A 25,588-nucleotide genomic window follows, 5' to 3' on the forward strand; every position below is an offset into this window, starting at 1 on the left:
AGAAAGTCTAGTCCTTTAACGGTGTAGAACGCCGCGCACGGCCGACTTGATCAACGACGTGTGCAACGTGATTGCCAGCGCGGCAACTTCCCGTGCCAGGTCATCGGCGCGGTCACGGGCACCGGTCTTGCCGGCCTTGACAAGCGGGCCGGCGATTTGCGCGATCAGGTCGGATTGCCGATCGGCGGCCGAGCGGAATGCCCTCAGGTGGCGTGGTTCGACGCCGTACTCGCCGAGGGCGCGGGCACACTGCAAAATCACCACTGCGTGCTCGTCGAAAAACCCGCCCGGCCCGGTGGTGATCACCCCCGCCTTGAGCAGCGCGGTCAACAGTTCGGCATCTACTCCGGAACATTCGAGCAAATCCTGGCGGCTCAGCCGGCTGCGGCTGGGTTCCGCTGCCGCCGGGTCCGAGCCCGGCGCAGCATGCACGCCGCTGCCCACCGACACCAATCGCGGTACACCATAAGGTGATCCGGCGACCGGCAACTCGCCATCGGGCTGAGCGTCCAGCTGGGCTTTGATCACTTTCAGCGGCAAGTACTGGTCGCGCTGAGCGGTCAGGACGAAGCGCAGCCGGGCGCAGTCGTAAGCGGTGAATCGGCGATAGCCCGATGCCGCGCGCTGCGGCGTGACGAGACCCTCGGCCTCCAAGAAACGGATCTTGGAGATCGTGACGTCCGGAAAGTCTGGCCGTAGCAGGTCGAGGACCGCTCCGATCGACATCCCGGCCAGCGCGGGGGTGTCGGGCGCGGTCACTAGCTTCCGTGCCCTCCGTCGTCGCTGACCTTCGGGCCCGTCAAGAAGACCAGACGGAATTTGCCGATCTGAACCTCGTCGCCGTTTACCAGCACCGCCGAATCGACAGGCTCCCGGTTGACGTACGTGCCGTTGAGGCTGCCTACATCGACGACCTGAAACTGGTCGGACTCCAACCGGAATTCCGCGTGCCGCCGGCTGACGGTGACGTCGTCGAGGAAGATGTCGCTGTCGGGATGGCGGCCGGCGGAGGTGGTCGGCTGATCGAGCAGGAAGCGAGACCCGGCGTTCGGTCCCCGTTTGACGACCAGCAACGCCGAACCGACCGGCAGTCCCTCGACGCCCGAGACCGCAGTCTCAGCACCCCCTTGTGCGGGCACGTCCAGTTCATTGAGGAAATCGGCGCGGAAGACCGATGTGGTCTCCGCGGTGACTTCATCAGAAATCTGGTCGTTGTCCTTCTCTGTCACCCGCTGCTCCTAACTGGCCGCTGCTGCGTTGTCTGCTTGGGTCCGCTCGACCGGCTTCCCACCCGCCTCGACCGTCGATGTGTCGACCGTACCGCGCACCCGAGCCCAATGTGCCGTCCCCCGCCGGATCGGCGGACGCGTCTGCCCCCACCGCGACAGACACCGCCGTCGGCGGGCCCAATGCCCGGCTCCTCCTCACGCCGCTCCACGGCGCGCATCGTCGCCGCGCGGGGAACCATAACAAGGGTCATTCGGCCAGTGTGGCCCGGTAGGCTTCGGCGTCCAGCAGGGCCGCGAAGTCCTGCTCGAAGGACTGACCGTCGACTTCCAGTTCGATCAGCCAGCCGGCGCCGTAGGGATCGGAATTGACCAGCTGTGAGTTGCCGTCGAGATCGCTGTTGACGGCAGCGACTTTGCCCGAAACGGGTGCGAACAAATCGGACACCGACTTTGTCGACTCCACTTCGCCGAAGGACTCTCCTGCGGTGACGTCAGTACCGACATCGGGCAGCTGGACAAACACGACATCGCCCAGCGCCGACTGCGCGAAGTCGGTGATGCCGACCCGAACGGTGTTGTCCCCGGTCAGGCGAATCCACTCATGGTCGGCGGTGTAGTGCAAGTCGGGCGCGATTTCGCTCACTGTGTTCCTGTTCTTCTTCAGACGTTACTCACTTGACTGGCTGAGCGTATTGGCGCTGTTTTGGTTGCCGCAAGGCGGTGATGTCGACTTTGTCGCTCTGTTGGACCGACATGGTGCCACCGACGCGTTTGACGCTGTCCACCGCGCCGCCGGGAATGTTCATCGCCGCTGCCAGTGTCGGCGGATCACCAATGGCCAGAACCGAATACGGCGGCATGAGAGTTTTGCCGTCGACGCTCAGCGCGCCGGGGGCGCCGAGGACCCGGGTGTCGACGCCGACTCGCACCGCCTGATGCCCGTCGCCGATCTGGATCGCCTCGGCGCCGGCCGCCCGCAACTCGTTGATCACGTCGAGCGTCGCCTCAGGCGCCACACCAGGCCCGGGGTCCTCGATCCGGACGGTGACGCCCGGACCGGTGGCCCCGACGGTGCCGATCAGGATTGACAGCGCGGCAAGCCTGGCCTGCGCATTCTGAATGGCAGCCTGATCGTTACTGCCCGATGCCCGCAACGCGGACAAGGTTTGCTGCAGCTCGGCGACTTCGGTGCTCAGCGTCGCTTCGCGCTGGTGCAATGAATCCAGCAACACCAGCAGGTCGGCCGGGCGGGCAGTGTCCAACGAGTCCCCGGAGTTGTTCTGGCGAACCTGGGTGGCGATGGCAACACCGAGCAGCAGGCACAGCAATACCGCCAGCGCGCCAAAGATCGTGCGGCCGCGGCGGAGCACGCCGAGAATTCCCCGTGGCTGCAGCTCGCCGATGTCGGGTCGCCGACGATGCGGCGGCAGCTCATGTCGGCCGTGCCGCGCAGCCTCGTCGGCGCCGCGTTCATGTTGCTGCGCGGTTTCGTCGGCTTTGGGCTCCGACTCGTTGCCTTGCGGCGTGCCTTCGGGTTTGGGGTTGTTCACGTCGGTCTCATCTGCGTTACGCTCCGAACAGCCGGCGCCGCAGCGCGGCGGCATTACCGAAGATGCGGATGCCCAGTACGACGATGATCGCGGTCGACAGCTGTGTGCCGACGCCCAATTGGTCGCCGACATAGACGACCAGTGCGGCCACCAACACGTTGAACACGAACGACACCACGAAAACTTTCGGGTCGAAAATCCGCTCCAGATAGGCTCGTAACCCGCCGAACACCGCGTCGAGCGCGGCAACGACCGCGATCGGCAAGTACGGCTGGACAACTTCCGGCACGCTGGGGTGGAAGGCCAAACCCAGCACGATCCCGACGACCAGCGCCGCGATACCGATCATCGCTGCTCTGCTCCCCTCGCCGGCATTATCGACGCAGCGCTTCTTGCCATCAGAATGTTCAGCACTAGGACCCAACCTTCTTGGCGAACTTGACATCTCGGGCGGCCCCGGCGGGCAGCATAAGGCCGTCACGTGCGCTGACGTCGACACCGACGCCGTAAGATGCCTCCAAGAGCCGTAGCCGGCGCAGGCCGGGACTGCTGTCGAAAACCTCCTGCATGGAGTGCGGGGGTCCGACTGCCAAGACAGTGTATGGGCTGCTGATCGGATTATTGTCAACCAGGATGGCGCCGCCCGCCTGCCGGATCGTCGCGTTTGGCCCGATCCGGACGCCGCCGACAGAGATCGCTTCAGCGCCGCTGGCCCACAACGAATTGACCACCAGTTGAAGATCCCGGTCGAGAATGATCTGCCGACTGCCGGCCACCCGCTGCTTGGACACGTCGGAAAGGTTCGGGGCCAAGCCGGGGTCGGTGACCGTCAGGCTCAGACCTGGACCGGTGACCGGGGTGCTGGCGGCGGCCAGGCTGAGCCGGTCGAGGTTGGCGAGCAGTCGCTGACCCGTGGCATTTTCGGCCAGTGCTCGCCGCTGAACGTCGTCGCGTTGCGCGGTGAGCGCGTTCCGGCGTGCGGCTAAGTCGCTTGTTGTCGCCTCCTCCGATCGCACGCTGCCGGCCAGCACTCGTTGGGCGGCGCTGACCCCCGGCGCGACCAGCCGGGCCTGGGCCACAGCCGCGGCGAAGACCGTGGCCACCAGCAACGCCGCCAAGGCCTGCCAGACCCAGTTGGAAACGCGGGCACGACCGGTCTGCGGCGCGCCGGGGCGGTCTCGCTTGGCCGCGGCGGCTGCGTAACCGGGGTCGAGGTGTTCGGAGAGCAGGGCCCGCAGCAGCGACGGCACCGGAATGCGCTGCGGTCGCCCCGCCTCGTGTGCGTTGATGCCCGCGTGTGGGTCGTAACCGCCGAGCGTTTGGTCAACCATCGGCATCTGCCCTACGCGCCAGCGGCTTTTGGCGACCGGGCCGCACCGGGGGCAGTCGTCGCATCATCAAAACCACCTGCATCGCATACAGCACGAACGACCACAGGTACATGTACAGGCCCCAGATCAAAAACGCCCAGCCGCAGGCCAGCACGACCCGACTCCACAACGCGTCCCATTGCCCCAGCAGGACCAGCGGAAACGCCGACATCAGGCTGAACGTCGCGGCCTTGCCGATATAAAGCACCGGCAGCGCGGTGAATCCGCGGGTGCGCAGCAGGGGCAACTCCGCAGCCAGCAGCAGATCGCGCGCCAGCAGGGCGGCGATAATCCACCACGGGATGATGCCGCGGAACCCGAACACGATCGGAACAGTCACCATGTAGAGCCGGTCAACCGCCGGATCCAGCAGCTCCCCTAGCTTCGATGACTGGTTGAGCAGCCGCGCGATCTTGCCGTCGGCCCAGTCCGATGCGCCGCTGAACACCAAGACGGTCACCGCCCAGGCATTGGCGTGGGCAACAAGCAGCAGGTAGATGAAAACCGGGATCAGCGCCAGACGGATCCCGCTGAGCACATTGGGCACCGTCAGCAGCCGGTCGCGGGAAGCCGCGCGCTCTGCATCGTCGCCGAGGGGACTCATGTGCGCCGCTCCTCAGCATCGCTGCGCTCTGCATCGTCGCCGAGGGGACTCATGTGCGCCGCTCCTCAGCATCGCTGCGCTCTGCATCGTCGCCGAGGGGACTCATGTGCGCCGCTCCTCAGCATCGCTGCGCTCTGCATCGTCGCCGACGCGGCTCATGAGGCGTGACCTTAGCTCGCCGCGGCCTCAGCGGAAGATGCCGGGCAGGCTCAGCGCGGAAAGCGAGTCGTCAGACAACGGGTTGTCGTGCACCATGTACGTCCACGTCGATGTCGGCCGGGCCAGCTTGGACAAGTCCACGCCAGGCTCGTCCTCGATCGTCGGCGAGGTTTCGAAAGTCTGCTGGGCTGCTTCGATCGCGTCGGCGGCTAGGGATGCGAAGGCGTCCACGGCCATCCGGTGGAATTCGTCCAGCGGGTTCTGCCGCCCCAGGGCGCGCAGGTGGATGCTTTCCCGGATGTCGGCAAGGTAGGCGAGGTGGTCAGCCCAGCCACGGTCGAGGTGATACAGCATGATCAGCCGGCAGATCGTTTCCAGGCGGTCGTCCGGCAGAGTCTCGGAGAGCTCCTCATAGCGCTCGGGCGCCAGCTCGGCCAGCTCCTCGCGAGCGGTGGCAGTGCTGAGCAGGGTGTTGCGGCGCTCGACGACGATCGCGCGCTGCTGAGCGATCAACTGGTTGTAGCGCCAGGTGTTTGCATGGACGTCTAGCAGCCGTCCCTCGGCGACCCGCTGAGCGTGCTCCAGCAGTCCGGCCGCCTTGGAGCTGAGGATGCGGCCGTCCTCGTCGGTCTGCGTGGGCAGCTTGTTGGGGTCGAGGTTGGCGGCGGCGACGTCGTCCTCCCAGCTGGAGAAGAACACCGTCGACCCCGGATCGCCCTGGCGGCCGGCGCGTCCGCGCAGCTGGTTATCCAACCGCTCGGTGCTGTGTCGGCCGGTGCCGATCACGTGCAACCCACCCAGCTCGACCACCTCTTTTTTCTCAGGGGCATGGTCGCTTATGTCCGAGCCGCCGAGCCGGATATCGGTGCCGCGGCCGGCCATTTGGGTCGAGACGGTGACGGCGCCGAGCTTGCCGGCCTCGGCGATCACTGCCGCCTCCTCGGCGTCGTTCTTCGCGTTGAGCACTACCGCGGGAACGCCGCGACGCTGGAGCCGCTCGTGCAGCTCTTCGGATTCGGCCACGTCATGGGTGCCGACCAACACCGGCTGCCCGGTCTCGTGCACGGCGGTGATGTGGGCGATGAGCGCGTCGTTTTTCGCCGCAGCGGTGATGTAGACCCGGTCCGTCTCGTCCTCGCGGATGTTCGGCGCGTTCGGCGGTATCGGGGAAACGCCGAGCTTGTAGAACTGCCTCAGCTGCTCGCCGGCCGCCAGCGCTGTGCCGGTCATGCCGCACACCGTCGGATACCGGTTAATCAGCGCCTGCACAGTGATGGTGTCGAGCACTTCGCCGGTTTCGGTGGTCTCGATGCCCTCCTTGGCCTCGACCGCCGCCTGCAGACCGTCGGGCCAGCGTTGCAGCTGGGCGATGCGGCCGCGGGAAGCGTTGATCAAATGCACCGCGTCGTCGCGGACGATGTAGTGCACGTCGCGGTGCAGCAGGACATGCGCGTGCAGCGCGACGTTGACCTCGGTGAGCGTGGTGCCGACATGCTCTTCGGAGTACAAATCGATTCCGCCGAGCCGCTTTTCGACTTTGTGTGCTCCGGCCTCGGTCAGGTGGACGTTGCGGCTGTCGGCGTCGGTGTCGTAGTCCTCGCCGGCCTCTAGCTCACCGGCCAGCCGAATGATCTCCAGCCGCGGGGTCTCCCGATGGCTGGTTCCGGCCAGCACCAGCGGGACCAACGCCTCGTCGACCAGCACGGAGTCGGCCTCGTCGATCATGGCCACGTCCGGGTTCGGCGACACCAGGTCGGCGACATCGGTGACCAGCTGGTCGCGCAGCACGTCGAACCCGATCTCGTTGACCGAGGCGTAGGTGACATTGCACTTGTAGGCCGCGCGACGCTCGTCGGCCGTCGATTCAGCAGTGACCCAGCCGACGGTCAGGCCCAGCGCCTCCAGCAGCGGACCCATCCACTCGGCGTCGCGGCGGGCCAGGTAGTCGTTGATCGTGACGACGTGAACGTGCCGGCCGCCCAACGCGTACCCCGCCGCGGCGATCGCTCCGGCCAGAGTTTTGCCTTCGCCGGTCGCCATTTCGATCACGTCGCCGGCCAGCATGCGCAGCGCCCCGAGCAGCTGCACATCGAACGGCCTTAGCCCAGTAGAGCGTTCGGCTGCTTGCCGCGCGATGGCGAGGAACTGCGGGATGTCGTGCGCCTCGGCGAGGTCGTCGAGGTCGAGCAATCCCGCGGCTTTGCGCAGCTGCTCGTCGTCGAGGTCGGCGGCCTTCTCGTCGTACTCCGCTGACGCGCTGACTTGGGTTAGTGAACGATTTTGATTCTTCTCGGCGCTGGCGCCGAGCAGCCGCCAGAATCGGCTACCGAGGCGCCCCGCCGAAGGGCTGGTGGTCTTTGGCACAGAACAACGGTACGCGGAAGCGCGGCGATAAAGGCGACCAGCGTGGCGATGCACCGACCACGTCGATCCAGCGTTTCACCGCCTCCTGGTGCTCTGGGCGGGCCACCTCGGCGAGGTCGTCGAGCATGCGGGCGACCCTTTCGGGTACCTGCACCTCATCGGACCCGTAGTGCCAGACTTCGGTCATCGTCATATCGAGCAGGTCAGAAAATTGGTAGCGCGGCATCACCAATCGCACCGCTCGATCCGGCCCGCATACCGCCTCCGGGGCCGGCGGACGAGTCGCGAGCCGCCGAAACAGAGTGTGCAGCGCATCCAAGGCCCGGCAGGCCGTGGTCGGGTCGTTCGTACTCGGCGACAGAGCCCGATCGGCGACGTCGGTCAACTGCCGGAAGCCGAACGCCAGATCTTGCTCGGGGGCCCGTTCGGCCCCCAAGACCAGTTGCTTATTCGCCCGTTTGACCAGGTGGTCAACGTCGTCGGGCTCACCGTGGAGTGTGAACAGCTTTGCCCCTTCCGGAACGTAATCTCCCTGCCGGTGCTCTACCACGATCACACACTGTGCTTGCCCCGCCAGTTCGACCAGCCCGGACTCGTTGACCCCGATCAGCAGGCCTTCGCGTGACGCCTCGACCACGCGTGCCGGAGCCGACAGACGATCAAACTCCTTGGGCTGGACCGGGTCGGTGGGATATATGCGGTCCAGCACACCACGGGACTCATGCGAGATCTCGGCAATGACGGTGGAGGCACGCATCATTTGCGCTACATGCGCGATGTAGAGCGTGAACACGCCGGCGCTGGCGAACACCAACAGGAACGCCACACTGACCGCGAGCCGTGGCACGTCGGCATCCGACGAGCTCCCTTTCACCGTCTGCAGCACCACCATGGCGTAGACGAAGGTCGCGACGAACACCCCGAAGGTGAAGACGAACACCCCGAAGGTGAAGTGGATGATGCGATCACGCAAGAACACCTGCAGCACTCGAGGCGACAACTGGCCGGCGGTCAACTGCAATGCGACGAAGGTGACCGAGAAGACCAGCCCGGTTAACGAGATCATCGCGGTGATGATCGAATTCAACGAAGTGCGCGCACCCGACGGCGGTCCCTGGAACAGAACAGGGCTGGTCACATTGAACTTGTGGTTGGTGACGACCAGTCCGGCGGCCAATCCGATCGCCGCACCAACGCACAGCGCAGGCGTCACCCAGAACCATGCGCCCGAGCCATGCGGAATCCGATACCGGGGCACATGCCACACGCCGGGTAATTACCCATGTCGCAGCACTCGAAATCACGCCAGATTGGATCGGCGTGGATAGGCGACAGCGGGGTCGGTGAGCACGTTGACGACAGCGGGTAGGCCGCTGCCGAAGGCACGCTTCAAGGCGGGCCGAAGCCCGGCAGGCGTTGTCACCAGCTCACCGTGTCCACCAAGCGCTCGTACCACCTCGTCATAGCGGGTCTCGGGACGCAGTTCTGCCACCACCGAATAGCCGTACAACGCCTCCATGGGGTGTTTCTCCAGCGCCCAGATTCCGTTGTTGCCGATCACCGACATCACCGGCACGTTGTGTCGCGCCAGCGTGTCCCATTCCATGCCGCTGAATCCGAAGGCGCCGTCGGCTTGCAGCAGGACGACTTGGCGGTCGGGCCGGGCCAGCTTGGCGGCCAGCGCGTAGCCAGGACCCGCCCACGACGACCGCAACATCGGCCTGCCCCAAAGCTTTTGAGCGTGCCCGAGAAAACGCCAGCGGATCGGCGGCGATGGAAAAGACGTGGTCCATCGGGAAGTCGATGAACGCGACACCCGACGGCGCGCCGACCGTGGCCAGCAACCCCTCGTCGACGAGCCCGCAGACGGCCTCAGCCGACGGCGCGGTGGCAGCGAATCGGGTCAGCGGAGCGACGAACGGAACATGGTCGATCTCCTGCGGCGACCCCATCCCCCAACGCCCCGCCGGCGCCCGACCGCCGAGAACCGGCAGCGGCGAGGAGTTCTGCTGGGCGGCGGCCATCGCGCTCATCCCGTTGGTCACGCCCGGACCCGCGGTCAGGGCGGCGACCCCCGGTTGGCGCGTCACCTTCGCCCAGCCAGCCTTCGGCCGCAAAGGCCGCGGTCTGTTCGTGGCGGGTGTCGATCCCGCTGGCTTTCAGCCGGCGGGCGACGAGCCGGCCCGCGTGAAAGGAGTTCTCGGCCTCGGTGCCCATCCGCTGAGCGTAACGACCTGACTTCAGCTTTAACCGGACTGCTGCGGTAGCTTCGCGGGAAGGTTCGTCAGGTGGGCTTCGACGCCCGCGGTGGACCCGCAAGCCGCAACCGAGGAGCAGGCGCACCGTGGAGCTGTTCAAGCCATCCATCAACTGGGGTCACGCGCTGGCCGATTCGTTTTCCTGGGTGGCGCTGACCTGGGTGATCAGTGCGGTCAGCGCGATCGTCGTGCTGGCGCTGCTGCGATCGCTCACCCGGTGGGGTCGCCAATTCTGGCGGATCACCGGCGATTATTTCATCGGCCGGCAGAGTTTCCGGGCCTGGCTGATGCTCGGGGTATTGCTGTTGTCGGTCGTTATCTCGGTGCGTCTCAACGTGTTGTTCAGCTATCAGGCCAACGATCTGAGCTCGTCCGTACAGACCGCCGTGCAGGGCATGGCCACTGGCAATGAGGCCGTGAAAGCGTCTGGCGTGCATGGCTTTTGGATGTCGATATTGATCTTCAGCATCATGGCGGTGCTGCACGTCGCTCGCTTCATGCTCGACGTCTACCTCATGCAGCGCTTCATCGTGGCGTGGCGGGTTTGGCTCACCGAGCGGCTCACCGGCGACTGGCTGGAGGGGCGGGCATACTACCGCGGGCGGTTCATCGACAGCACCATCGACAACCCCGACCAGCGTATTCAGCAAGACATCGACGTGTTGACCGCCAATGCCGGAGCCACCCCCAACGTGCCATCCAACGGCACCGGCAGCGTGCTGGTGTTCGGTGCGATCAGCTCGATGTTGTCGGTGGTGTCGTTCACCGCGATTCTGTGGAACCTGTCGGGACCGCTCACCTTGTTCGGGGTCACCTTGCCCAAGGCGATGTTCTGGATCGTCATCGTCTATGTGCTGTTTGCGACGATCATTGGCTTCTGGATCGGACGACCGCTGATCAGGCTCAGCTTCCGCAACGAGCTCACCAACGCCGCCTTCCGTTATGCGCTGGTGAGGGTACGCGACGCCGCCGAGGCGGTGGGGTTCTACCGCGGCGAGCGCGCCGAACGCGCGCAGCTGAACGCCCGTTTCCGCCCGATCATCGACAACTATCTGCGGTTTGTGAACCGGACCGTCGGCTGGTTCGGATTCAACGTGTCGATGAGTCAGGCGATCGTCCCGCTGCCCTGGGTGATCCAGGCGCCCCGGTTGTTTGCCGGTCAGATCCGGTTCGGCGACGTGACTCAGACCGCGGCGGCGTTCGGCAACGTCCAAGACGGGTTGTCCTTCTTCCGTAACGCCTACGACCAATTCGCGAGCTATCGCGCAGCGATCATCCGGCTGAACGGGCTTGTCGAGGCCGACGAGAAGGCCCGTGAGCTGCCCGAGCTGCTGGTCAAGCCAAGCCTCGACGGCACCGTCGACATCGAGAGCGTCGAGGTGCGCACCCCGGACGGCGACCAGCTCATCGACACGCTCGACGTGCACTTGGCAGGCGGCGACGCGCTGGTGATCACCGGCCCGTCCGGCAGCGGCAAGACCACGCTGCTGCGCAGCCTCGCCCAGCTGTGGCCCTATGCGACAGGAACTTTGCGCCGACCCGACGGCGCGGACACCATGTTCCTATCGCAGCTGCCCTATGTGCCGCTGGGTGATCTGCGAGCGGTCGTGTCGTATCCGGCAGCCACCGGCGACGTGCCGGACGAGGAGCTTCGCGACATGATGAGTCGGGTTGCGTTGGGGCACTTGGTCCACCGGCTTGACGATGTTGAGGACTGGGTGAAGGTTCTCTCTCCCGGAGAGCAGCAGCGGGTCGCGTTCGCGCGGGTCCTGTTGACCAGGCCCAAAGCCGTGTTTCTCGACGAAGCCACCTCGGCGATGGATGAGGGGCTGGAGTTGGCGATGTATCAGCTGATGCGCAGCGAGTTGCCGCACACCATAGTAGTCAGCGTCAGTCACCGCAGCACGGTCGAGCACCACCACAATCAGCGGCTCGAGCTGATCGGCGAAGGCCAATGGCGGCTGGGCCCACTGAAAGGCGAACCGGCGAGGGTTTAAGGGGTCGGCGAGGGTTGCGAGCATCCTCCCGAACCACGAGTTTGGGGACCGCGGTTGGGTCCTGGCCGGTGGTCCTGACGCGGGCATAACCGAGGATCGCCGTGATGTCGATGACTGTCTCGTTACCTGACAACAGTAGGGATCCGAGACACGCGGTGTGAGGCAGGCAATGGGACACCGCGAGCTGGGAATTGGGGCTGGGAGTGGTGTGCAGTGGGCTGTCCCGTTTCTACAAACGAGACGGCCGGTGTACTGACTTCGGCTGCCGGTGAGCGGCGAGGAAGTCATCGACAATATGAGTGCAGTCGTCGGCAGTCATGGCACGCAGGCCGGTCAGTCGCGCGAACGCCAGCGGTCCGAGGAGTTGGCACAGTGCCAGTTGCAAGTTGAAGTCGTCGAGGTCGGCGCGGGCCTCGGTGCTTTGCAGGATGGCGTCGAAGGGTTGTCGGTATTGGTCAATGACTCGGGCTCGCAGCGCCCCAGCGGTGTACTCACCAACGGCGGGGTCGGTGGCAGCAGTGGGACCTAGGGCAAGCCAGGCCAGCATGGTGACGTGCAGTGGCGCGTCGGCGAACAGTGCGGCCTGGCGTGTGAGCAATTCGATGAGCCTTTCCCGCAGCGTCCCACTGGCCGGTTCGGGCGGGGTGACTTGAGGTAAGAGCCGCTCGAAGGTGGCCGCGAGCAAGTGCGACGAGCTGTTGAAGTCTGCGCGCGACGTACTTGGTGCGCGACGGCTTGGTGCTTGATGAATAAGCCGATCGTGGTGCACCCGGACTGGCACCCGGCGGCGCGGTCGCCGCCGGGTGGGACGACGTCTTGGGTTTCACGTTGTGGATCGCCGGCACACCGGCAGTGACGCGCAGCCCGACCGTTGAGTATCTGTTGCCGGTGCCGCTGCATCAGTGCCACCGCATCGCCGCACACATCACCGCGCGGGCGGGACGGGCATTGCATGTCAGTGGGACGGGTACGGGCACCGACGGGGTCGCCCGGTTCACCGCGAGGGCGGTGTTCATCACGGTCAGCACCGACCACTTCGCCGCCCATGGTGATCTCTCCGGTTTCGGTGACCTGCTCGAGCAGATCTCGCGAGGTAGCGAATCCCTCACCGACCGTTACAACTGGCGTTGGTCATTGTCGGCCAACTGTGCCGGGGTAACGGTTGCCCGGCCCGGATCGCCGCGTACGTTCCGGCAAGGCGGGCGAGATTTGGTTCCTCGCATCCTTGGCCGGTGTCGGCGACCGGTACTGCTCGCCGCAGGGTTTCCCGGCGCGGTCTGGTCGGTAGCTCTCACCGCGCGATCCTCCGGTCGCGCCGGTGTCACACCTTCCCGCCGCCGTGCCGGAAAACCTTGGGCGCGACGCCCGATCACCGTGGCCGCGGCCTGGTGACGGGTGACGTTTTCATAGGGGCGGCACCAGTGTTGGGCGCCCCATTGGCTGGTGTAAGCGGCGTTGACCGCGAACACCGTGATCTGCGCGCGATGGGCCATCCCGGTCAGCCGGTCACGGAATCGTCCAGTAGGGATGCCCGAGATGACGGTGCGGCGGAACCGTTTGCCCCGTTTTCCGCGGCCCATGGTTTCTCGGCCGGTTGTGCGGGCGTCGGCGAAGTCGAGGTCTTCCACGGCGATCGCGGTCAACCCATGCCGCTGGCAGTATCCGATGAGCTGGGTGATGGCGTGGCGGACCTGGGCGTCGCGGCGCGACGCGGCGCCGGTGGCGTCGATGTCGATGCGTTCGGCCGCCCCCACCGGGTTGCCGTGGCGGTCGAGACGGCGCACCGCCAGGTGGCCGTCGTTGAGATCTGCCCCGGCAAGCTCGCCGGCGGCGTAGACGTCGTCGCCGGCGGCGCAGCCGGCACGGCCCGCCCAATAGGGCAGCGACGGGATCGCCCACGCCGCGGCGAGGTACCTGCCGCCGCGCCCGGGCTTGCGGGTGATCGTGTAGGACACCGAGTTGCCGCCGCCGATGCGGTGCGCCCATTCCTGCCCGCGATACGCGAACACCGCCGGGCACGACAGCACGTAGCGGCCCCGTGGGGCGTTGGCCAAGCGCTCCAGCGGCTTGGGCAACCGCACACTGACCTGCCCGGCCGGGGTCACGGTGATCGTCAGGTTGCCGAACGGCTCGTCGGGGGAACCGTTGGCGCTGATCCGGTAGCGCGCGGCATCCCATCGCCGCCGCCAGCCATCGACGGTGAGCCCGGCGTCGTCGAGGTGGTGGCGGATACCGGCGAGGCGCTTGCCGCCCTCGACCACCCGCACCCGGTGGTTACGGCGATCCTCTTCGGTTCGAGCAAGCACGGCCCGCAGATGCTGCACCCGTTGTTGTTTGGCGAACCGCTCGGCTCGGGTGGCATACCCCTTCACCGCTTTGGCTTTGCGGCGGGCCTTGCGCTCGCCCGCAGTCAACGTGTCAGCAGTCGGCGCGGCCAGGCGTTTGTCGATGGTGGCGATCGCCGCCCGCAAACCCGCGATGTGGCGGAACTCGGCGTCCCGCGCCAGCCGGTGCTGGTCGTCGTTGCCGGCGATGATCGCATTGGCCCACCGCGCCGACGACCGCGGGGTCAACGCCTTCTTACGCGCATTAAGCCGGTCGCGGCGCACCTGGCGGCGTTCATCGTCACTCAACCGCGCATCGGCCGGTTCCCGCTGGCAGGTTGCGGCCAGATCCGCGCGGCGCAACCGGCCAAGGTGGGCTGCGACCTGGTCGAGCACGAGCTCGTCCTCGGCGGATGTGCGCAGCCGCGTGGTGATCGCCACACCCGTGGGAGCGGCCACCGGTTTCACCCCGCGCCACTGGCGCAGCTTGCGGTCGATCATGCGGCAAATACTCCCAGAGGGGTCCGACAACTCCGTTTGGCCGCTACTGGCCAACAAAACCCCCAGCAGTTCTCAACCCGCGCGACCCAATATCATGACCGCGCCCGCCACCCGCCTGCAGCTCAAACCGGAACTGCCCGAGCCGGATTGGTCGCCCGACCCGGCACGCACAGCCGCAGCGCCGCGTTCGCGTGCGTCGACACGTCGCCGGGAGGCGGTTTGGCGTGCCTCCCACTTTCCGGACTGCGGACCAAATAGGATCCGATCCGGAAAGGATGAAGGGAATTGACCGAGAAAATACATCGTTTTGCGGCCATTTTACTGTCAATCGTTTCAAAAAACGATTCAACTACTGATAAGCCGTTTTCGCCCCCCTACACCAAAAATCCACCCACGGGAATATCAGGGGAGCCATCTGTCGACGAGCGCGCAGCGCAACGGCGATACTGCGCGGCATGAGCACCCAAACCAATCTGCGGCGGTGGGAACGGCGTAGCGAATGGCCGCTCGCCGCAGCCGCCCTCATATTCCTGGGCGTGTACTCCGTGAAGGTGCTCGCCCAGCCACACGGAGGTGAAGCCCATGTGCTGCGGGCGGTCATGTGGATCATCTGGAGTTTGTTCATCTTGGATTACGTTGCGCGGCTTCGCCTCGCTTGCAACCGGCCGCGGTGGTTCTTCCGGCACCTGTTTGACCTCGCGATTGTTGTGCTGCCGATGGCACGACCACTTCGCTTGCTGCGCCTGATTGTCCTGATCCAAGTGCTGAACAGGGCAGCCGGGGATGCGCTTAGGGGCCGCATCGTCAGCTACACAGCCTCAGGTGTCCTGCTTTTGATCTACACAGCATCGTTGGCCGCGTTCGACGAGGAGCGCTACCAGCCCGGCGCTACCATCAACTCTTTCGGAAAGGCGCTATGGTGGTCGATCACAACGGTGACCACCGTCGGCTACGGCGACGTCTACCCGGTCACCAACGCCGGTCGGGTCATCGCCGTGCTGCTGATGATTGGCGGGATCGGTCTTGTCAGTGTCGTCACGGCAACCCTCGCATCGTTCATCATCGAGCGCGTCGCCGAAAAAGAGACCGCGAATCAGGCGGCCACAGCTGCTCATATCGAGGAGCTTCGCAGCCAAATCCGAGAACTGGCAGAAGAGGTGCGGGCGAGAGGCTAACGAGCCCGCCGGCTAGTAAACATTCAGCCCCGACGTTGACCTGTGGTTCGACTTGTGTGATTGCGCCCCGCGGCGCCCCCGCCGGAATGGTTGGATTCGGTGGTGGCGGTCGGGCCGCTGTCGCGCCGCGGTCAGGCCGGGGCTGGGTCGGGTGGCATCCAGGGTTGGCCGATGATGGCCTCGCGCAACGTGCCGAAAGTGTTGCGGCCGTGCTTGGCCGCGGTGGACAGGTAGCCGCGGATGCGGTAGCGGTCTTCGGTGCGTTTCTCGCTGGTGAGCCGCCCGGAGATGTTCTGCTGGATCTTGGCCGGCCGCAGGTCGCGTTCGGCCTGGTTGGAGGTGGGCGGCACACGCAGGTCGAAGGCGAAGCGCAGCGTGTCGGCCTCGCGGTCGCGCAGGGTTTCCAGCAGCAGCCGAGCCTTGCGTTCGCCCGGACGGTCGCCGCCGCTGGTTGTCTCCGAAAGCCCTACCAGCACTCCGTGTTTGAACTCGCCGACAAGGTTGTCACGCACGGCGGGGTCGATGCCGTCGGCACCGGCGGCGCGGGCGAGGTTGGCCTGGTGGATCAGCGAGCGCAGCGCCCGAGCGACCTGGGGCGGCCATTCCGCGTCGGGGTAGACCTCGCCGGCATCGCCCAGATCCCGCCCGAGGTGCTGACAGCACAGCTGATGGGTGTGATCGCCGAGCGCGGCAGAGTCGTAGTTCTGGTAGCGGTCGTGCACGAGCACCGCGCCGTCCAGCTCGGTGATCACGGACCTCTTGAACGTGTCCAGATCCCGGTCGCCGACCAGATAACTGGTGCACCACTCGGTGCAGGCGACCAGCAGATACTTCTCGGCCTTCTTCCGGCCGAGCTTGGGGGTCCTGGGTCCGACCCGCAGCGGGGTCTCGTCGCAGCACACCGCGTACGCCAGGGTGATCAGGGCGCGGATCCGTTTGTCCACCTCGGCCAGCAACGCGGAGGCGCGCGCGAGCATGCCGTGCACGAACCCCACCGAGGGGGCGGCGCCGGTCAGCGAGTCCAGCAGCTCCACCACCCGGTGCGCGGGGATGAACTGCACCACCATCAGATACACCGCGAGAGCCTGCAGGTTCGGCCCGTACCCGACCGGCCCGGACCGGGCACCGTCGGGGCGGGTCGCGGTGTGCACCCGGCCGCAGCCGCACATCACCCGATGCTGGTCGTACTGGGTGATCCGCACTTCGATCGCGGGGATCTCGTGCTGCTGGTAGCGGTCCACGATCCCCAGATCCGCCGCCCCGGCCAGCTCCGCGCCGCACCCGCACCGCCCCTGCGGGAACCGGTCCACTCGCTCAGCCGGGCCGTCGGTCCAGGCCAGATGCGTCCCCGGGGCTCCGGGCTGCTTGCCCCTCTTCCGCCCCGACCCGCTCCGACGCTTCGGCTTCACCGGCGCCACGCGGCCTGGGGCATCGTCCTGCGACGGCGGCATCGACGAGTTGCCGCTGTTGCGCGAGAGCAGATGCTCCAGTCTGGCCAGCCTCGCCGCGGATTCCTCGTTGGCCGCGGCCAGTTCGGCGATCCGCGCGTCCTGTTCGGCGATCCGCGCCGCCTGGCCAGCGACGAGCGCGATCAGCTCCTCACGCGACATCTCCTCGGGCGCGGCCACTCCGAGATCACACCAGCCCCACCACCAACATCACCGGCGACACGCCGAGACCACACCAGCCACACCAGCACCGACAGTCACCACTGTCGCAGCGGCGCGTTCACACCCCTGACGTCGACGCGGCTGCCAATCAGCCAGCGCATCGACCACTGCACGAGCTTCCCTGATAGCCACAAACACCGACCATAGCTACGACCCGTAACGGCCTCGGCGCCACCACCCAGGCGCAGATGCCGCGACCTCACCGCCTCCGCGAAACGGCTGAATGTTTACGCCGGCTAGTGTCCTGAGCCGTTAATTCGTTTAATTAATCGTCCGATGGATTCGAGGCTTTTGCGGTTATTGGCATCCTGGGGAACACCCTTATCTGTAGGGCCGTATCCGGTGATTTGTCGTAGCCGCTCGGGTGTGGGAATTCCCTATCCGACGGACCCGAACTGACGCCGACCGTTGAAGAACAGGACTTAACGGATTTCGCGTAGCGGGCCGCGTGATCGGTGGGCACGCTAACCTGAGTGCTGCGCTTCGGGGAAGGAAACTTGCGGGTGCTTGATGACGCTGAGTTGTTGTTGGGGGTGTCGAGACATCTGGGTGCCTACGGGGTAACTGCCGCGCACGCCGATCTTGATGCACTGCAGTGGGCTGGCCAGGTTTACGAGATGGCTTGGCGGTTGCGTAACTCAGGGTTGTCCTCGGCGACACGTGTGGCAGCAATCGCCACCGAGGCGGCCATCGGACGCCGGATGCTGCTGCGTGATGTGCTACCTACGCTGTAACAACTGGGGTGGGTCGAGTGCCGGGACGACCCGGAGGGCACCTTGCACAATGTTGACGCGTTCATCCCGCCTCCTGCAGATTTGATCGGCGCTGCCGGGCGCCTGCTGGATATCGTCGTGGCGACTAACGTGCAGCGTTCGGCGCTGGCCATTCTTCGCGCCACCACGCTGCAACCCCTTGACGAGGACGCGGCGCTGGCAGCTGTCGAGGCGATCGACGACAAGGAAGCGGCTAAGGACGCGTTGCGGCATTTGCGCAATATCCATCTCGTCAAGAGGGTTCCCAGCGACGACGGCAGAGTCGTCTACTTCAACCCGAATGTCTGGACCGGCCACGATCAGCAATTCGTGGAGGCAGCCCTTCGCGCCGAAGACGCCAAAGCCCAGCAGCATGTAGGGGCGCTAAATATAGGCGATCATTCGGCGCTTGTGCAGTTTTTCTTGGAGGATGTCGTTGACGGATTCGGAGTCCTCGCGCCAGCCGTAGCAGCGGTCGCAGACGCCCTTGGGTTCGTCGTCTGGAGTACCCCCACTTTCGTAGACCTCGGTTTTTCAACTAACTCGGCGTTGATGTGTGTAGCGCACACGAAAGATGCACTGCCGCAAGGGTAATCGGAGTGTTAACCGTTCCGGTATCCAAGGCGGGAGTGCACCTGGCAGATGCGGGCTATCAGTGATTGGTCGAAGAATCTGCGAGTCGAGGTCCGCGGCGACGATGTGGCGCAGCACGCCGGGTCCGTACTGCCGCGGATGCTGGCGGATGGGCGGTGCACGGTGTAGCCGAGCCCGGCCAGCACCACCGAGCCGGCCGCGGCGGTGGTGCACGGTGCTTGGTCACGACCCGATCACCTCCCGGTCGGTGGGCGCGCCGATGCGCACACAATCGGCGAGTGCGGCGGCGTTGTCGGCGACCAGCGCACGCGCCAGCATGACCAGCTCAGCCACCCGCGCGTCGGTCACGCGGTAGTAAGCGAACCGGCCCTGCCGACGCACCTGCGCATAACCGCAATCGGACAGGCACGCCAGATGTGTGGACACCCGCCCCTGGGAAGAGGCTCATCGTCTCGCAGGATAGCCCAGCGTCCGCCCTGGCAGAAAGAGGTTGCCATCACCAGCTGTTTGCGCCACGATAACCGCCGTTGAACGTGTTCTAATTCTGCGACGTTGCCCGGTGCGGCGTCGCGGTGACGTCGGGTTGAGTCAGCACACCGACCAGCAACCGCACCTGGGTGTCGAACACCGCCTCGGGATCGGTCAGCGTGTCGGAGCCGTATTGCCCGAACACCTCCAGGCTGATCGCTCCCACCACGCCGGCCCAAACCGCGAAACACTTCGCGATGACGGGATCGTCGCCCGGGAAAGCGAATTCCTGGCGGAGGCGTTCGAAGTCCGACGAAACCGGTTGTTGCGCAGGCCGATTGGTCAGCATGATGTCGCCGGTCGCGATGCCGGCGGCGACGGCGTCGAACAAGGCGCTAACCACCCGCGTTCCGGCAGCGATCATTCGCTCGGCCGGCGCGTGGTAGCCGGGCACCGGGCTGCCGTACAGCAGCGCCCACCTGGCTGGGTGGGCGATGGCCCAACGGCGGGCGGCGTGGGCGATCGCGATAACGTCGTCGCTCCACACGTCGGGCGCCGCGTCGCGCGCGCGATCCACCGCGTCGGCAAGGTCGATATAGGCGTCGACGAGCAACAACGTCAGCAACTCGTCGCGGCTGGACACATAGCGGTACACCGCGGACGACACCATGCCCAGGTCCCGGGCGATGGCGCGCAGCGACAATCCGGCCGCGCCGTGTTCAACCAGATGGCGCCGGCCGAGCTCGAGGATCTGCGCCTCGATGCGCTCGCGAGAGTCGCGCCGCTTGGCCATCGACCCATTTTGACACAAAAGAGATCAGTGCTCTTGAAGTTGCGCCGCCGATATGACACCGTGACACTCACCGAGAGCACCGCTCTCTTTAGCCGAGCCTCCCTGGAAGGACATGTCATGACGGATTCACCGCGCTAGTCTGCGCGGGGCGCGCGGGGCATCAGTTCGTCCTGTTCGCCGGCATACCAGTGCACGGCCTGGACGCCCGCCTGCAGTGAAAGCTCTGCCACCAACTTTTCCAGCCGGGACGGCGCATGGCCGTCGCTGAGCAGGTAGGCGGTCAAGGCAACGCTGTCGTCGCCGGCACGTCCGGTGTGAATGCCGCGCAGCACGAAGTCGCCGCTGCCGGTGCGCTGGACAATCTGGGCGCGCGCATACTTTTCCGACTTGGGCCGGCAGATCACCTGCAGCTGGTAAGGCTGATCATCCTCGTCCTCTTCCACCACGTTGTCGTGGTCGATCAGGTGGCCCAATGGACGGCCCAGTACGTGAACCCCGATGATGGTGCCGGTGGCGATCAGGGCGAACAGCAAATGCCCGCCCGCCGCGAGCACGCCGACCGCGGCCGAGCACCATAGGGTTGCGGCGGTGTTGAGCCCGCGCACATTAAAGCCTTCGCGCAGGATCACCCCACCACCGAGGAAACCGACCCCGGACACCACATAGGACGCCACCCTGGTCGGGCTGCTGTCGTTGGTGATAACCGCATAGAGCACGAACAACGTCGCACCCGCGGCCACCAGCGCGTTGGTGCGGAGCCCGGCCCTACGGGCCTGCCACTGCCGCTCGATGCCGATGAGCGCGCCGCAGCCCAGCCCCACACCCAACCGCAGTGCGAACTCGGCGACACTCAGCGTCTGCATGACGCGGCTCTCCTTCCGTCGGTGCAGAGCTAAGTATCATTGTCGCCGACCTCGGCCGGATTGGCGCTGTGGCGAGGACACCGTCCTCAGCGAGCTACCGACAGCCTCGACGGCCCGACGGCGACGTCCTTTACTCGGTGCGTCACCATCTCCCAGGCCGACGGCGAATAATACGTCGTGACTTCCTCGAACCCGTCGACCCGTGAAACCGTGATCACACCGGTGTCGTGGTTGATCGACAGATGGTCTCCCTCGGTTTCCAGGACTTCTCGCCCGTTATGGAGCCTGATGATGAACATGATGGTTACTCCCTTCGCATTGCAACATGTAGTTAGGCACTACCGAGTTGAATCGCCTTGACTAGCAACAGGATCGCTCCGATGACGAGGTAGCCGCGTAAAGCCAGCATGCCCAGACGAGTTCCCGGCGACCAGGTGACGGGTTCGAGTAAGGCAAGCGGCGGCATCCGCCAGGTGTTCCGGTCGAGCCAGGCCGCCGCCCTGGAAATTTCCTCGGCCACCGGTTGACTCGACCGCCGGCGACCGGACCGCCGCGTCACGGCGAAGGCGACCGCGGCGCATGCGGTGAAGCCCAGCATGAGGGCGGTGACCAGCGAGACGACATTGAGGTTGGGCAACACCGTTGTCGCCATCAATATCCCGGACAACAGCAGCAGCACCCCGACAATGATGCACGCGACGACGTTCAGCCATAAGCGGTTCACCCACGGGCCCAGCACCTTTCGGTCGTTGCACAGCAGCAGCAGAAACACGGTGGCGCTGGGTAGCAGCAATCCAGCCAGCGCCTGCACACCGGTGGTGATCAGCCCCAACGGCGCACCCGGAATCAGCACGATTGCCGCGGCGACCACCACCATCCCGGTGTAGGACAGGTAGAACGGCTTGGCGTCGGCGAAGCCGCGGTGCAGCGAGTGCTTGAGTCCGAATACGTCTCCGAAGGCGTAGCTGCTAGCCAGTGTGACCGCAGCCGCACCGATGATCGAGGCGTCGAGCAACACGATGGCAAACACCGTGCCAAGGGTGTGACTGTGCGCGCCGAGCAGGTGCGCGAGCACGCCGGCGTCGACGAAATTCCCTCTGCTGTGGGTGGCGCGAGCAGCCCAATCACCGGTCATCACCAAGGCAGCCGCGCCGATCACCACGACAAAGGCGCCCAGCGTGGTGTCGACCCGTTCGTAGCCGATGAAGCGCGGCGTGATGCGCTTGTCGACGACGTTGGATTGCTGGAAGAACAGCTGCCACGGAGCGACCGTGGTGCCGACCATGGCGATGATCAACAACACTGCATCCGAAGTGACTCCCCCGTGCACGCCGGGCATAACGAAGGATTTCGCTGCGTGTCCCCAGTGCGGATGCGACATCAACAACATCGGAATCTGCAGCAGCGTGATCGCAATGAACACCAGCATTGCCCGTTCCCAGCGCTTGAAGCTGCCAGTGGCCATGATGGCGATCAGCGCAATCGCGGCGAACGGAACGACCACATATCTGGGAATGCCAATGTAGTCGGCCGCCAGCGTGACGCCGATGAATTCGGTGACCAGCGTAAGGAAGTTCAACAGGAACAGGTCACCGACGGAGAACCAGCCCCAGCCGCGGCCGAACCGTTCGTTGATCAGCCGCGCGTGTCCGACTCCGGTGACCGCACCGAGGCGGACCACCATCTCCTGATTGACGATCAGCACCGGGATCAACAACAGCAGCACCCACAGCAGGCTGTAGCCGTAGTTCTGCCCGGCCTGGGTGTAGGTCGCGACGCCCCCGGCGTCGTTGTCGCCGACCATCACGATCAACCCGGGGCCGATGATCGCCAGCAGGGTGGCCAGGCGGACTTTGAGGGTGCGGGGACGGTCGATGTCGCTGATGCTGATCCGGCCGAGGGCGCCTTCAATGTCTCCGACGTGCGCACTGTCCAGTACCGCCGTGCTCGGCGGCGCCGAGGGCATCGTCTCGGTGACCTCGGGGTCCAAAATGGTCATGCCCAGTCACCTCCGTCGCCGTCGATGGATTTGCGATCGTCGTTCAGGCCATCCGGTTCTCGTATCGGCCGCGGCCCGGGCTCACGTCGACGCCAGTCGTCTGGAATGGTCGCCTTGAGCACGTCGTCGAACGTGGCAACACCCAGCACCCGGTGCTGGTTATCGACAACCGGGATGGTGTGCAGGTTGTAATCGGCCATCAGCACAGCGATATCGGCAAGATCAGCGTCCGGGGCTACCCGAGTAGGGTCCGAATCCATAAGCGTTGCAACCACATCCGCGCGATCGGCTTGCAGTAACGCGATCACTGAAACGACTCCCGCGAGTTGACCCTGCTCGTTGAGCACGGGTATCTGCAGGAGCGCCGCCGGCTCGGTGGCCTGGGCAGTGCCGATGAGCGCGAGCGCTTCGCCGGCGCTCGCCCATGTTCCGCAGCAGACGATGTCGACGTTCATCAGTCCGCCCGCGCTGTCGGGGTTGAAGCCCAAAAGAGTTATCACCTTGGTGCGGTGCGGCGCAGGCATCAACTCAAGAACCCGACGCCGGCGGGACTGGCGGAGATCCATGATCGCGTCAGCGGCATCGTCGGCGCGCATCCGGCTCAACAAGGCCGCCACCTCGCCGTCGGGCATGTCGTCGAGCAGCCGACTGGCCTTGCCCGGTTCGAGCTCCTCGAAAACATCTGCTTCCAGTTCCGGATACCCGCGGACGCGGTCCAGGATTTCGTCGCCCTCGGTGTCGCTGGCGTCTTCGAGCAGATCGGCGATTTGCGCGGGTTTGAGTGCCGCAACTCGCCCGGAAACGCGACGCACGGCAATCGACTGGCCGTGTCCGATCAACGGTTCAAACGCCTTCCAATCGCGGGAAGCCTGGCCGCCGGGTGTTTTCAGCAATCCGAACAGCCGGGGCGGTCGGCGGGTATCCAGCCGCGCCAGCACCCAGCCCTTTCCGCGGTCTTCGAGTTCGACGTCATAGGCGCGCACCAACTCCCCCGTGGTCACGTCGATCAGCCGATACCCGAGTACATCAGACCGCAACAGCACCTCGCCGTCTCGGCGCTCGAACCGCCGCAGGTCAATCTCGTTGTGCGCCAGTGCTATCCGGCTTGGATCGAATCGCCGAATGGATCCGCTGCCGATGAATACCCGCCGGCCGCCGACCACCGCCACGATGCCAGTGACCAGTGGGTAGGTTTGCGCACTGCGCAGTCGCACGATGATGTCGTCAACCCGGCCCACTGCTTCGCCGGACGGCGTCACCACGGGGGCGCCCAACAGCTGAGACAGGTGAATCAACGACGTCATGGTACCGACGCCTTGTGGCCCGGCGGCTGGCTGGCTCATGGCTATTCCTCCTCGGCGCAGAATCTGCGTCGTCGATTTGTCACGGGATCGGCACGGGCTATTTGGTTGCCGCGCCGAGCATTTGGTTAGGCCCAGCTGGAGCCGACGGCGCTGTCGGTGGAGTTCATGTTGTTGCCGGCGGTTTGCACCTTTTGGCCGTGAGCGTTGGCTTGGCCTCGTCCTCCACCGTTTGGGCGTGCACGTCGAAACGGCCCGCCATCGCCCGCATCTCATGCGGGTCGGTCATAAAACGCGTAGGCATATCCTTTTCTCCTCACTTTGCAATTACGGTGTAGTGCTATGTATTTCGCATTGCTAACCCGCAGCTGGCGAACGCGCCATCACGGTGGGGCGGAAACCGTACATCGGTTCGTCGAACCCGTGGTCGGCCATGGCCCCGAACCCTCCGAACGGCATCCCGGGCATGCCCACCGGCCCAGCAGGCGGCGCCAGTGGGGTGACGCCTAGGGCGGGAGTGAGGGCGCTGGCGCCGGGCAACTCGGTAGCAATCCTGCTGAGCCCCGGTGCGGCCGCGGCCCAGCCGCTGGGCACCGACAAGGCGCCCAGCGGTGTGGCCTGTCCGACGCCCGCAGACACTGCCGCGCCGAGGCCCCCCAGGCCGCGCAGGCCCGCTGACCCGAGTCCCGCAGTCCCCGAGCCGAGTCCGGCGGCCAGGCCCGATACATCCGCCGACAACCCCCCGCCCGCCATAAACGGGAACAGGGCGCCGAAGCCGGTCACCGAGTCGATCATCGCCGTCGGGTTCATCAGCCCGCTGGTGGTGAACGCGTTGGAGAAGTTGGAGACGGTGGCGTCGTTGAGAAAACTTCCCAGCAGTCCCCCGTTGTTGCCGTCTAGGGAGTTGAGCAGGCCGGCCAGCCCCGTGGTGGAGGTGTCCGAGTTCGGCGCGAGGATTCCTCCCAGCAACGACGACAACCCGTCGCTCGACGACGCGCTGGACGCGGTGGCGCCGGCGGCGCCCGCCGAGGTGCTGGAGGCTTGCGCTGTCGCGGCGGCTTGCGCGGCCAGGCCGGTTGCACTTGTGGTCTGGGCCGGTTGGCTGAACGGGGTCAGCTGCGTGGCCGCCGCCGAAGACCCGGCGTAGCCGTACATCGCTGCGGTGTCCTGAGCCCACATTTCTCCGTATTGCGCCTCGGTGGCCGCAATCGCCGGAGCGTTCTGTCCCAAAACGTTGTCCGTCGTCAGCGATGCCAGTTGAGCGCGGTTTGCCGCGATCTCCGCTGGCGGCACGGTCATGGAGAACGCCGACTCATAGGCACTCGCCGCGGCTTGCGCCTGGGTGGCCGTCTGCTCAGCTTGCGCGGCAGTAGTGCTCATCCATGCCGCATACGGTGCGGCGGCGTCCGCCATCGACGCGGATGCCGGGCCCTGCCAGCTGCCACTGGTCAGATTCGTGATTACCGAGCTGTAAGAGGCGGCGGCCGAACGCATTTCAGTTGCCAGCTGGCGCCACGCTGCGCTGGCGGCCAGCATCGGCGATGAGCCGGCGCCCGAATACATTCTGGCCGAATTGATTTCCGGTGGTAGCACCGCGTAGTCGATCATGACAATTTC

At 65.7% G+C, this 25,588-nt stretch carries 22 protein-coding genes and 6 pseudogenes; 5 read left to right on the top strand and 23 right to left on the bottom strand.

Going from position 1 to position 25,588, the window contains the following annotated elements:
• Window positions 1–15: 15 nt before the first annotated feature.
• The 11 genes and pseudogenes from ftsR to M5I08_RS16800 all read right to left on the bottom strand — a co-directional run bounded on the left by ftsR (window position 16) and on the right by M5I08_RS16800 (window position 9,493).
• Window positions 16–759 (bottom strand): transcriptional regulator FtsR, encoded by a 744-nt coding sequence (gene ftsR, locus M5I08_RS16755; protein ID WP_219069198.1) that lies wholly within the window; start codon window positions 757–759, stop codon window positions 16–18.
• Window positions 759–1,229, bottom strand: a complete 471-nt coding sequence (gene garA / locus M5I08_RS16760; protein ID WP_219069197.1) for a glycogen accumulation regulator GarA — start codon at window positions 1,227–1,229, stop codon at window positions 759–761. Before garA ends, ftsR begins: the two co-directional genes overlap by 1 nt.
• 247 nt (window positions 1,230–1,476) lie before the next feature.
• Complete coding sequence (gcvH, locus tag M5I08_RS16765; protein ID WP_219069196.1) at window positions 1,477–1,872, bottom strand: glycine cleavage system protein GcvH; 396 nt, start codon at window positions 1,870–1,872, stop codon at window positions 1,477–1,479.
• Window positions 1,873–1,900: 28 nt separating this feature from the next.
• Window positions 1,901–2,833 carry a DUF881 domain-containing protein gene (locus tag M5I08_RS16770; RefSeq protein WP_219069187.1) on the bottom strand — a complete coding sequence of 311 codons (933 nt, stop codon included), beginning with the start codon at window positions 2,831–2,833 and terminating at the stop codon, window positions 1,901–1,903.
• Window positions 2,796–3,128, bottom strand: coding sequence for a small basic family protein (locus M5I08_RS16775; protein ID WP_219069186.1), 333 nt, complete (start codon window positions 3,126–3,128; stop codon window positions 2,796–2,798). The genes M5I08_RS16770 and M5I08_RS16775 overlap by 38 nt, the downstream gene beginning before the upstream one ends.
• 64 nt (window positions 3,129–3,192) lie before the next feature.
• Window positions 3,193–4,116 (bottom strand): DUF881 domain-containing protein, encoded by a 924-nt coding sequence (locus M5I08_RS16780; protein WP_219069185.1) that lies wholly within the window; start codon window positions 4,114–4,116, stop codon window positions 3,193–3,195.
• Window positions 4,103–4,753, bottom strand: a complete 651-nt coding sequence (locus tag M5I08_RS16785; RefSeq protein ID WP_219069184.1) for a CDP-alcohol phosphatidyltransferase family protein — start codon at window positions 4,751–4,753, stop codon at window positions 4,103–4,105. Before M5I08_RS16785 ends, M5I08_RS16780 begins: the two co-directional genes overlap by 14 nt.
• A gap of 69 nt (window positions 4,754–4,822) precedes the next feature.
• Window positions 4,823–4,893, bottom strand: a pseudogene (locus tag M5I08_RS26935) (hypothetical protein); the annotation flags it as partial.
• Between the two features lie 46 nt (window positions 4,894–4,939).
• A complete protein-coding gene (secA2, locus tag M5I08_RS16790; RefSeq protein WP_219069182.1) occupies window positions 4,940–7,276 on the bottom strand; it encodes an accessory Sec system translocase SecA2 in 2,337 nt (778 codons plus the stop codon).
• Entirely contained in the window at window positions 7,236–8,489 is a 1,254-nt protein-coding gene (locus tag M5I08_RS16795) for a DUF2254 domain-containing protein (RefSeq protein WP_249762851.1), read from the bottom strand. Before M5I08_RS16795 ends, secA2 begins: the two co-directional genes overlap by 41 nt.
• 87 nt (window positions 8,490–8,576) lie before the next feature.
• Window positions 8,577–9,493, bottom strand: a pseudogene (locus tag M5I08_RS16800) (thiamine pyrophosphate-dependent enzyme).
• 127 nt (window positions 9,494–9,620) lie between these two features.
• On the opposite strand from M5I08_RS16800, the gene M5I08_RS16805 reads away from it, so the two are divergent.
• Window positions 9,621–11,531 (top strand): ABC transporter ATP-binding protein/permease, encoded by a 1,911-nt coding sequence (locus M5I08_RS16805; protein WP_219069177.1) that lies wholly within the window; start codon window positions 9,621–9,623, stop codon window positions 11,529–11,531.
• Window positions 11,532–11,760: 229 nt separating this feature from the next.
• Here M5I08_RS16805 and M5I08_RS16810 read toward each other — a convergent pair.
• Window positions 11,761–12,267, bottom strand: a pseudogene (locus tag M5I08_RS16810) (TetR-like C-terminal domain-containing protein); the annotation flags it as partial.
• A gap of 26 nt (window positions 12,268–12,293) precedes the next feature.
• Here M5I08_RS16810 and M5I08_RS16815 point away from each other — a divergent pair.
• Window positions 12,294–12,623: pseudogene (locus M5I08_RS16815) on the top strand (hotdog fold domain-containing protein); the annotation flags it as partial.
• 23 nt (window positions 12,624–12,646) lie between these two features.
• Here the strand turns inward: M5I08_RS16815 and M5I08_RS16820 are convergent.
• Window positions 12,647–14,356 carry a hypothetical protein gene (locus tag M5I08_RS16820; protein WP_219069173.1) on the bottom strand — a complete coding sequence of 570 codons (1,710 nt, stop codon included), beginning with the start codon at window positions 14,354–14,356 and terminating at the stop codon, window positions 12,647–12,649.
• Between the two features lie 455 nt (window positions 14,357–14,811).
• Between M5I08_RS16820 and M5I08_RS16825 the strand changes: the two genes are divergently transcribed.
• Window positions 14,812–15,531 carry a potassium channel family protein gene (locus M5I08_RS16825; RefSeq protein WP_219069171.1) on the top strand — a complete coding sequence of 240 codons (720 nt, stop codon included), beginning with the start codon at window positions 14,812–14,814 and terminating at the stop codon, window positions 15,529–15,531.
• Between the two features lie 131 nt (window positions 15,532–15,662).
• Here M5I08_RS16825 and tnpC read toward each other — a convergent pair whose 3' ends face one another.
• Entirely contained in the window at window positions 15,663–17,159 is a 1,497-nt protein-coding gene (tnpC, locus tag M5I08_RS16830) for an IS66 family transposase (protein WP_249762852.1), read from the bottom strand.
• Window positions 17,160–17,674: 515 nt separating this feature from the next.
• Between tnpC and M5I08_RS16835 the strand changes: the two genes are divergently transcribed.
• Both M5I08_RS16835 and M5I08_RS16840 read left to right on the top strand, forming a co-directional pair.
• Window positions 17,675–17,935: a hypothetical protein gene (locus M5I08_RS16835; protein WP_249762853.1), complete on the top strand. Its 261-nt coding sequence runs from the start codon at window positions 17,675–17,677 to the stop codon at window positions 17,933–17,935.
• Between the two features lie 81 nt (window positions 17,936–18,016).
• Window positions 18,017–18,547: a hypothetical protein gene (locus tag M5I08_RS16840; RefSeq protein ID WP_249762854.1), complete on the top strand. Its 531-nt coding sequence runs from the start codon at window positions 18,017–18,019 to the stop codon at window positions 18,545–18,547.
• Window positions 18,548–18,769: 222 nt separating this feature from the next.
• Here the strand turns inward: M5I08_RS16840 and M5I08_RS16845 are convergent, their stop codons facing one another.
• From M5I08_RS16845 to M5I08_RS16885, 9 genes and pseudogenes are all read right to left on the bottom strand, one after another.
• Window positions 18,770–18,973 (bottom strand): helix-turn-helix domain-containing protein, encoded by a 204-nt coding sequence (locus tag M5I08_RS16845; protein ID WP_370328496.1) that lies wholly within the window; start codon window positions 18,971–18,973, stop codon window positions 18,770–18,772.
• Between the two features lie 112 nt (window positions 18,974–19,085).
• Window positions 19,086–19,808, bottom strand: a complete 723-nt coding sequence (locus M5I08_RS16850; protein ID WP_219069817.1) for a TetR/AcrR family transcriptional regulator — start codon at window positions 19,806–19,808, stop codon at window positions 19,086–19,088.
• 134 nt (window positions 19,809–19,942) lie between these two features.
• Entirely contained in the window at window positions 19,943–20,671 is a 729-nt protein-coding gene (locus M5I08_RS16855; RefSeq protein ID WP_219069815.1) for an MgtC/SapB family protein, read from the bottom strand.
• 86 nt (window positions 20,672–20,757) lie between these two features.
• Window positions 20,758–20,970, bottom strand: a complete 213-nt coding sequence (locus tag M5I08_RS16860) for a hypothetical protein (protein ID WP_219069813.1) — start codon at window positions 20,968–20,970, stop codon at window positions 20,758–20,760.
• Between the two features lie 32 nt (window positions 20,971–21,002).
• Window positions 21,003–22,670, bottom strand: a complete 1,668-nt coding sequence (locus M5I08_RS16865) for an NRAMP family divalent metal transporter (RefSeq protein WP_219069811.1) — start codon at window positions 22,668–22,670, stop codon at window positions 21,003–21,005.
• Window positions 22,667–24,019, bottom strand: coding sequence for a magnesium transporter MgtE N-terminal domain-containing protein (locus M5I08_RS16870; protein ID WP_370328654.1), 1,353 nt, complete (start codon window positions 24,017–24,019; stop codon window positions 22,667–22,669). Before M5I08_RS16870 ends, M5I08_RS16865 begins: the two co-directional genes overlap by 4 nt.
• Window positions 24,020–24,099: 80 nt before the next feature.
• A pseudogene (locus M5I08_RS16875) lies at window positions 24,100–24,186 on the bottom strand (type VII secretion protein EsxI); the annotation flags it as partial.
• A pseudogene (locus M5I08_RS16880) lies at window positions 24,183–24,275 on the bottom strand (WXG100 family type VII secretion target); the annotation flags it as partial. The pseudogenes M5I08_RS16880 and M5I08_RS16875, both read right to left, overlap by 4 nt.
• Window positions 24,276–24,328: 53 nt before the next feature.
• The gene (locus M5I08_RS16885) at window positions 24,329–25,579 is read right to left on the bottom strand and encodes a PPE family protein (RefSeq protein WP_219069807.1); all 1,251 of its coding nucleotides are present in this window, start codon (window positions 25,577–25,579) and stop codon (window positions 24,329–24,331) included.
• Between the last annotated feature and the right edge of the window lie 9 nt (window positions 25,580–25,588).

Origin of the sequence: Candidatus Mycobacterium methanotrophicum (assembly GCF_023515995.1) — a bacterium.
GTDB classification, from domain to species: Bacteria; Actinomycetota; Actinomycetes; order Mycobacteriales; family Mycobacteriaceae; genus Mycobacterium; species Mycobacterium methanotrophicum.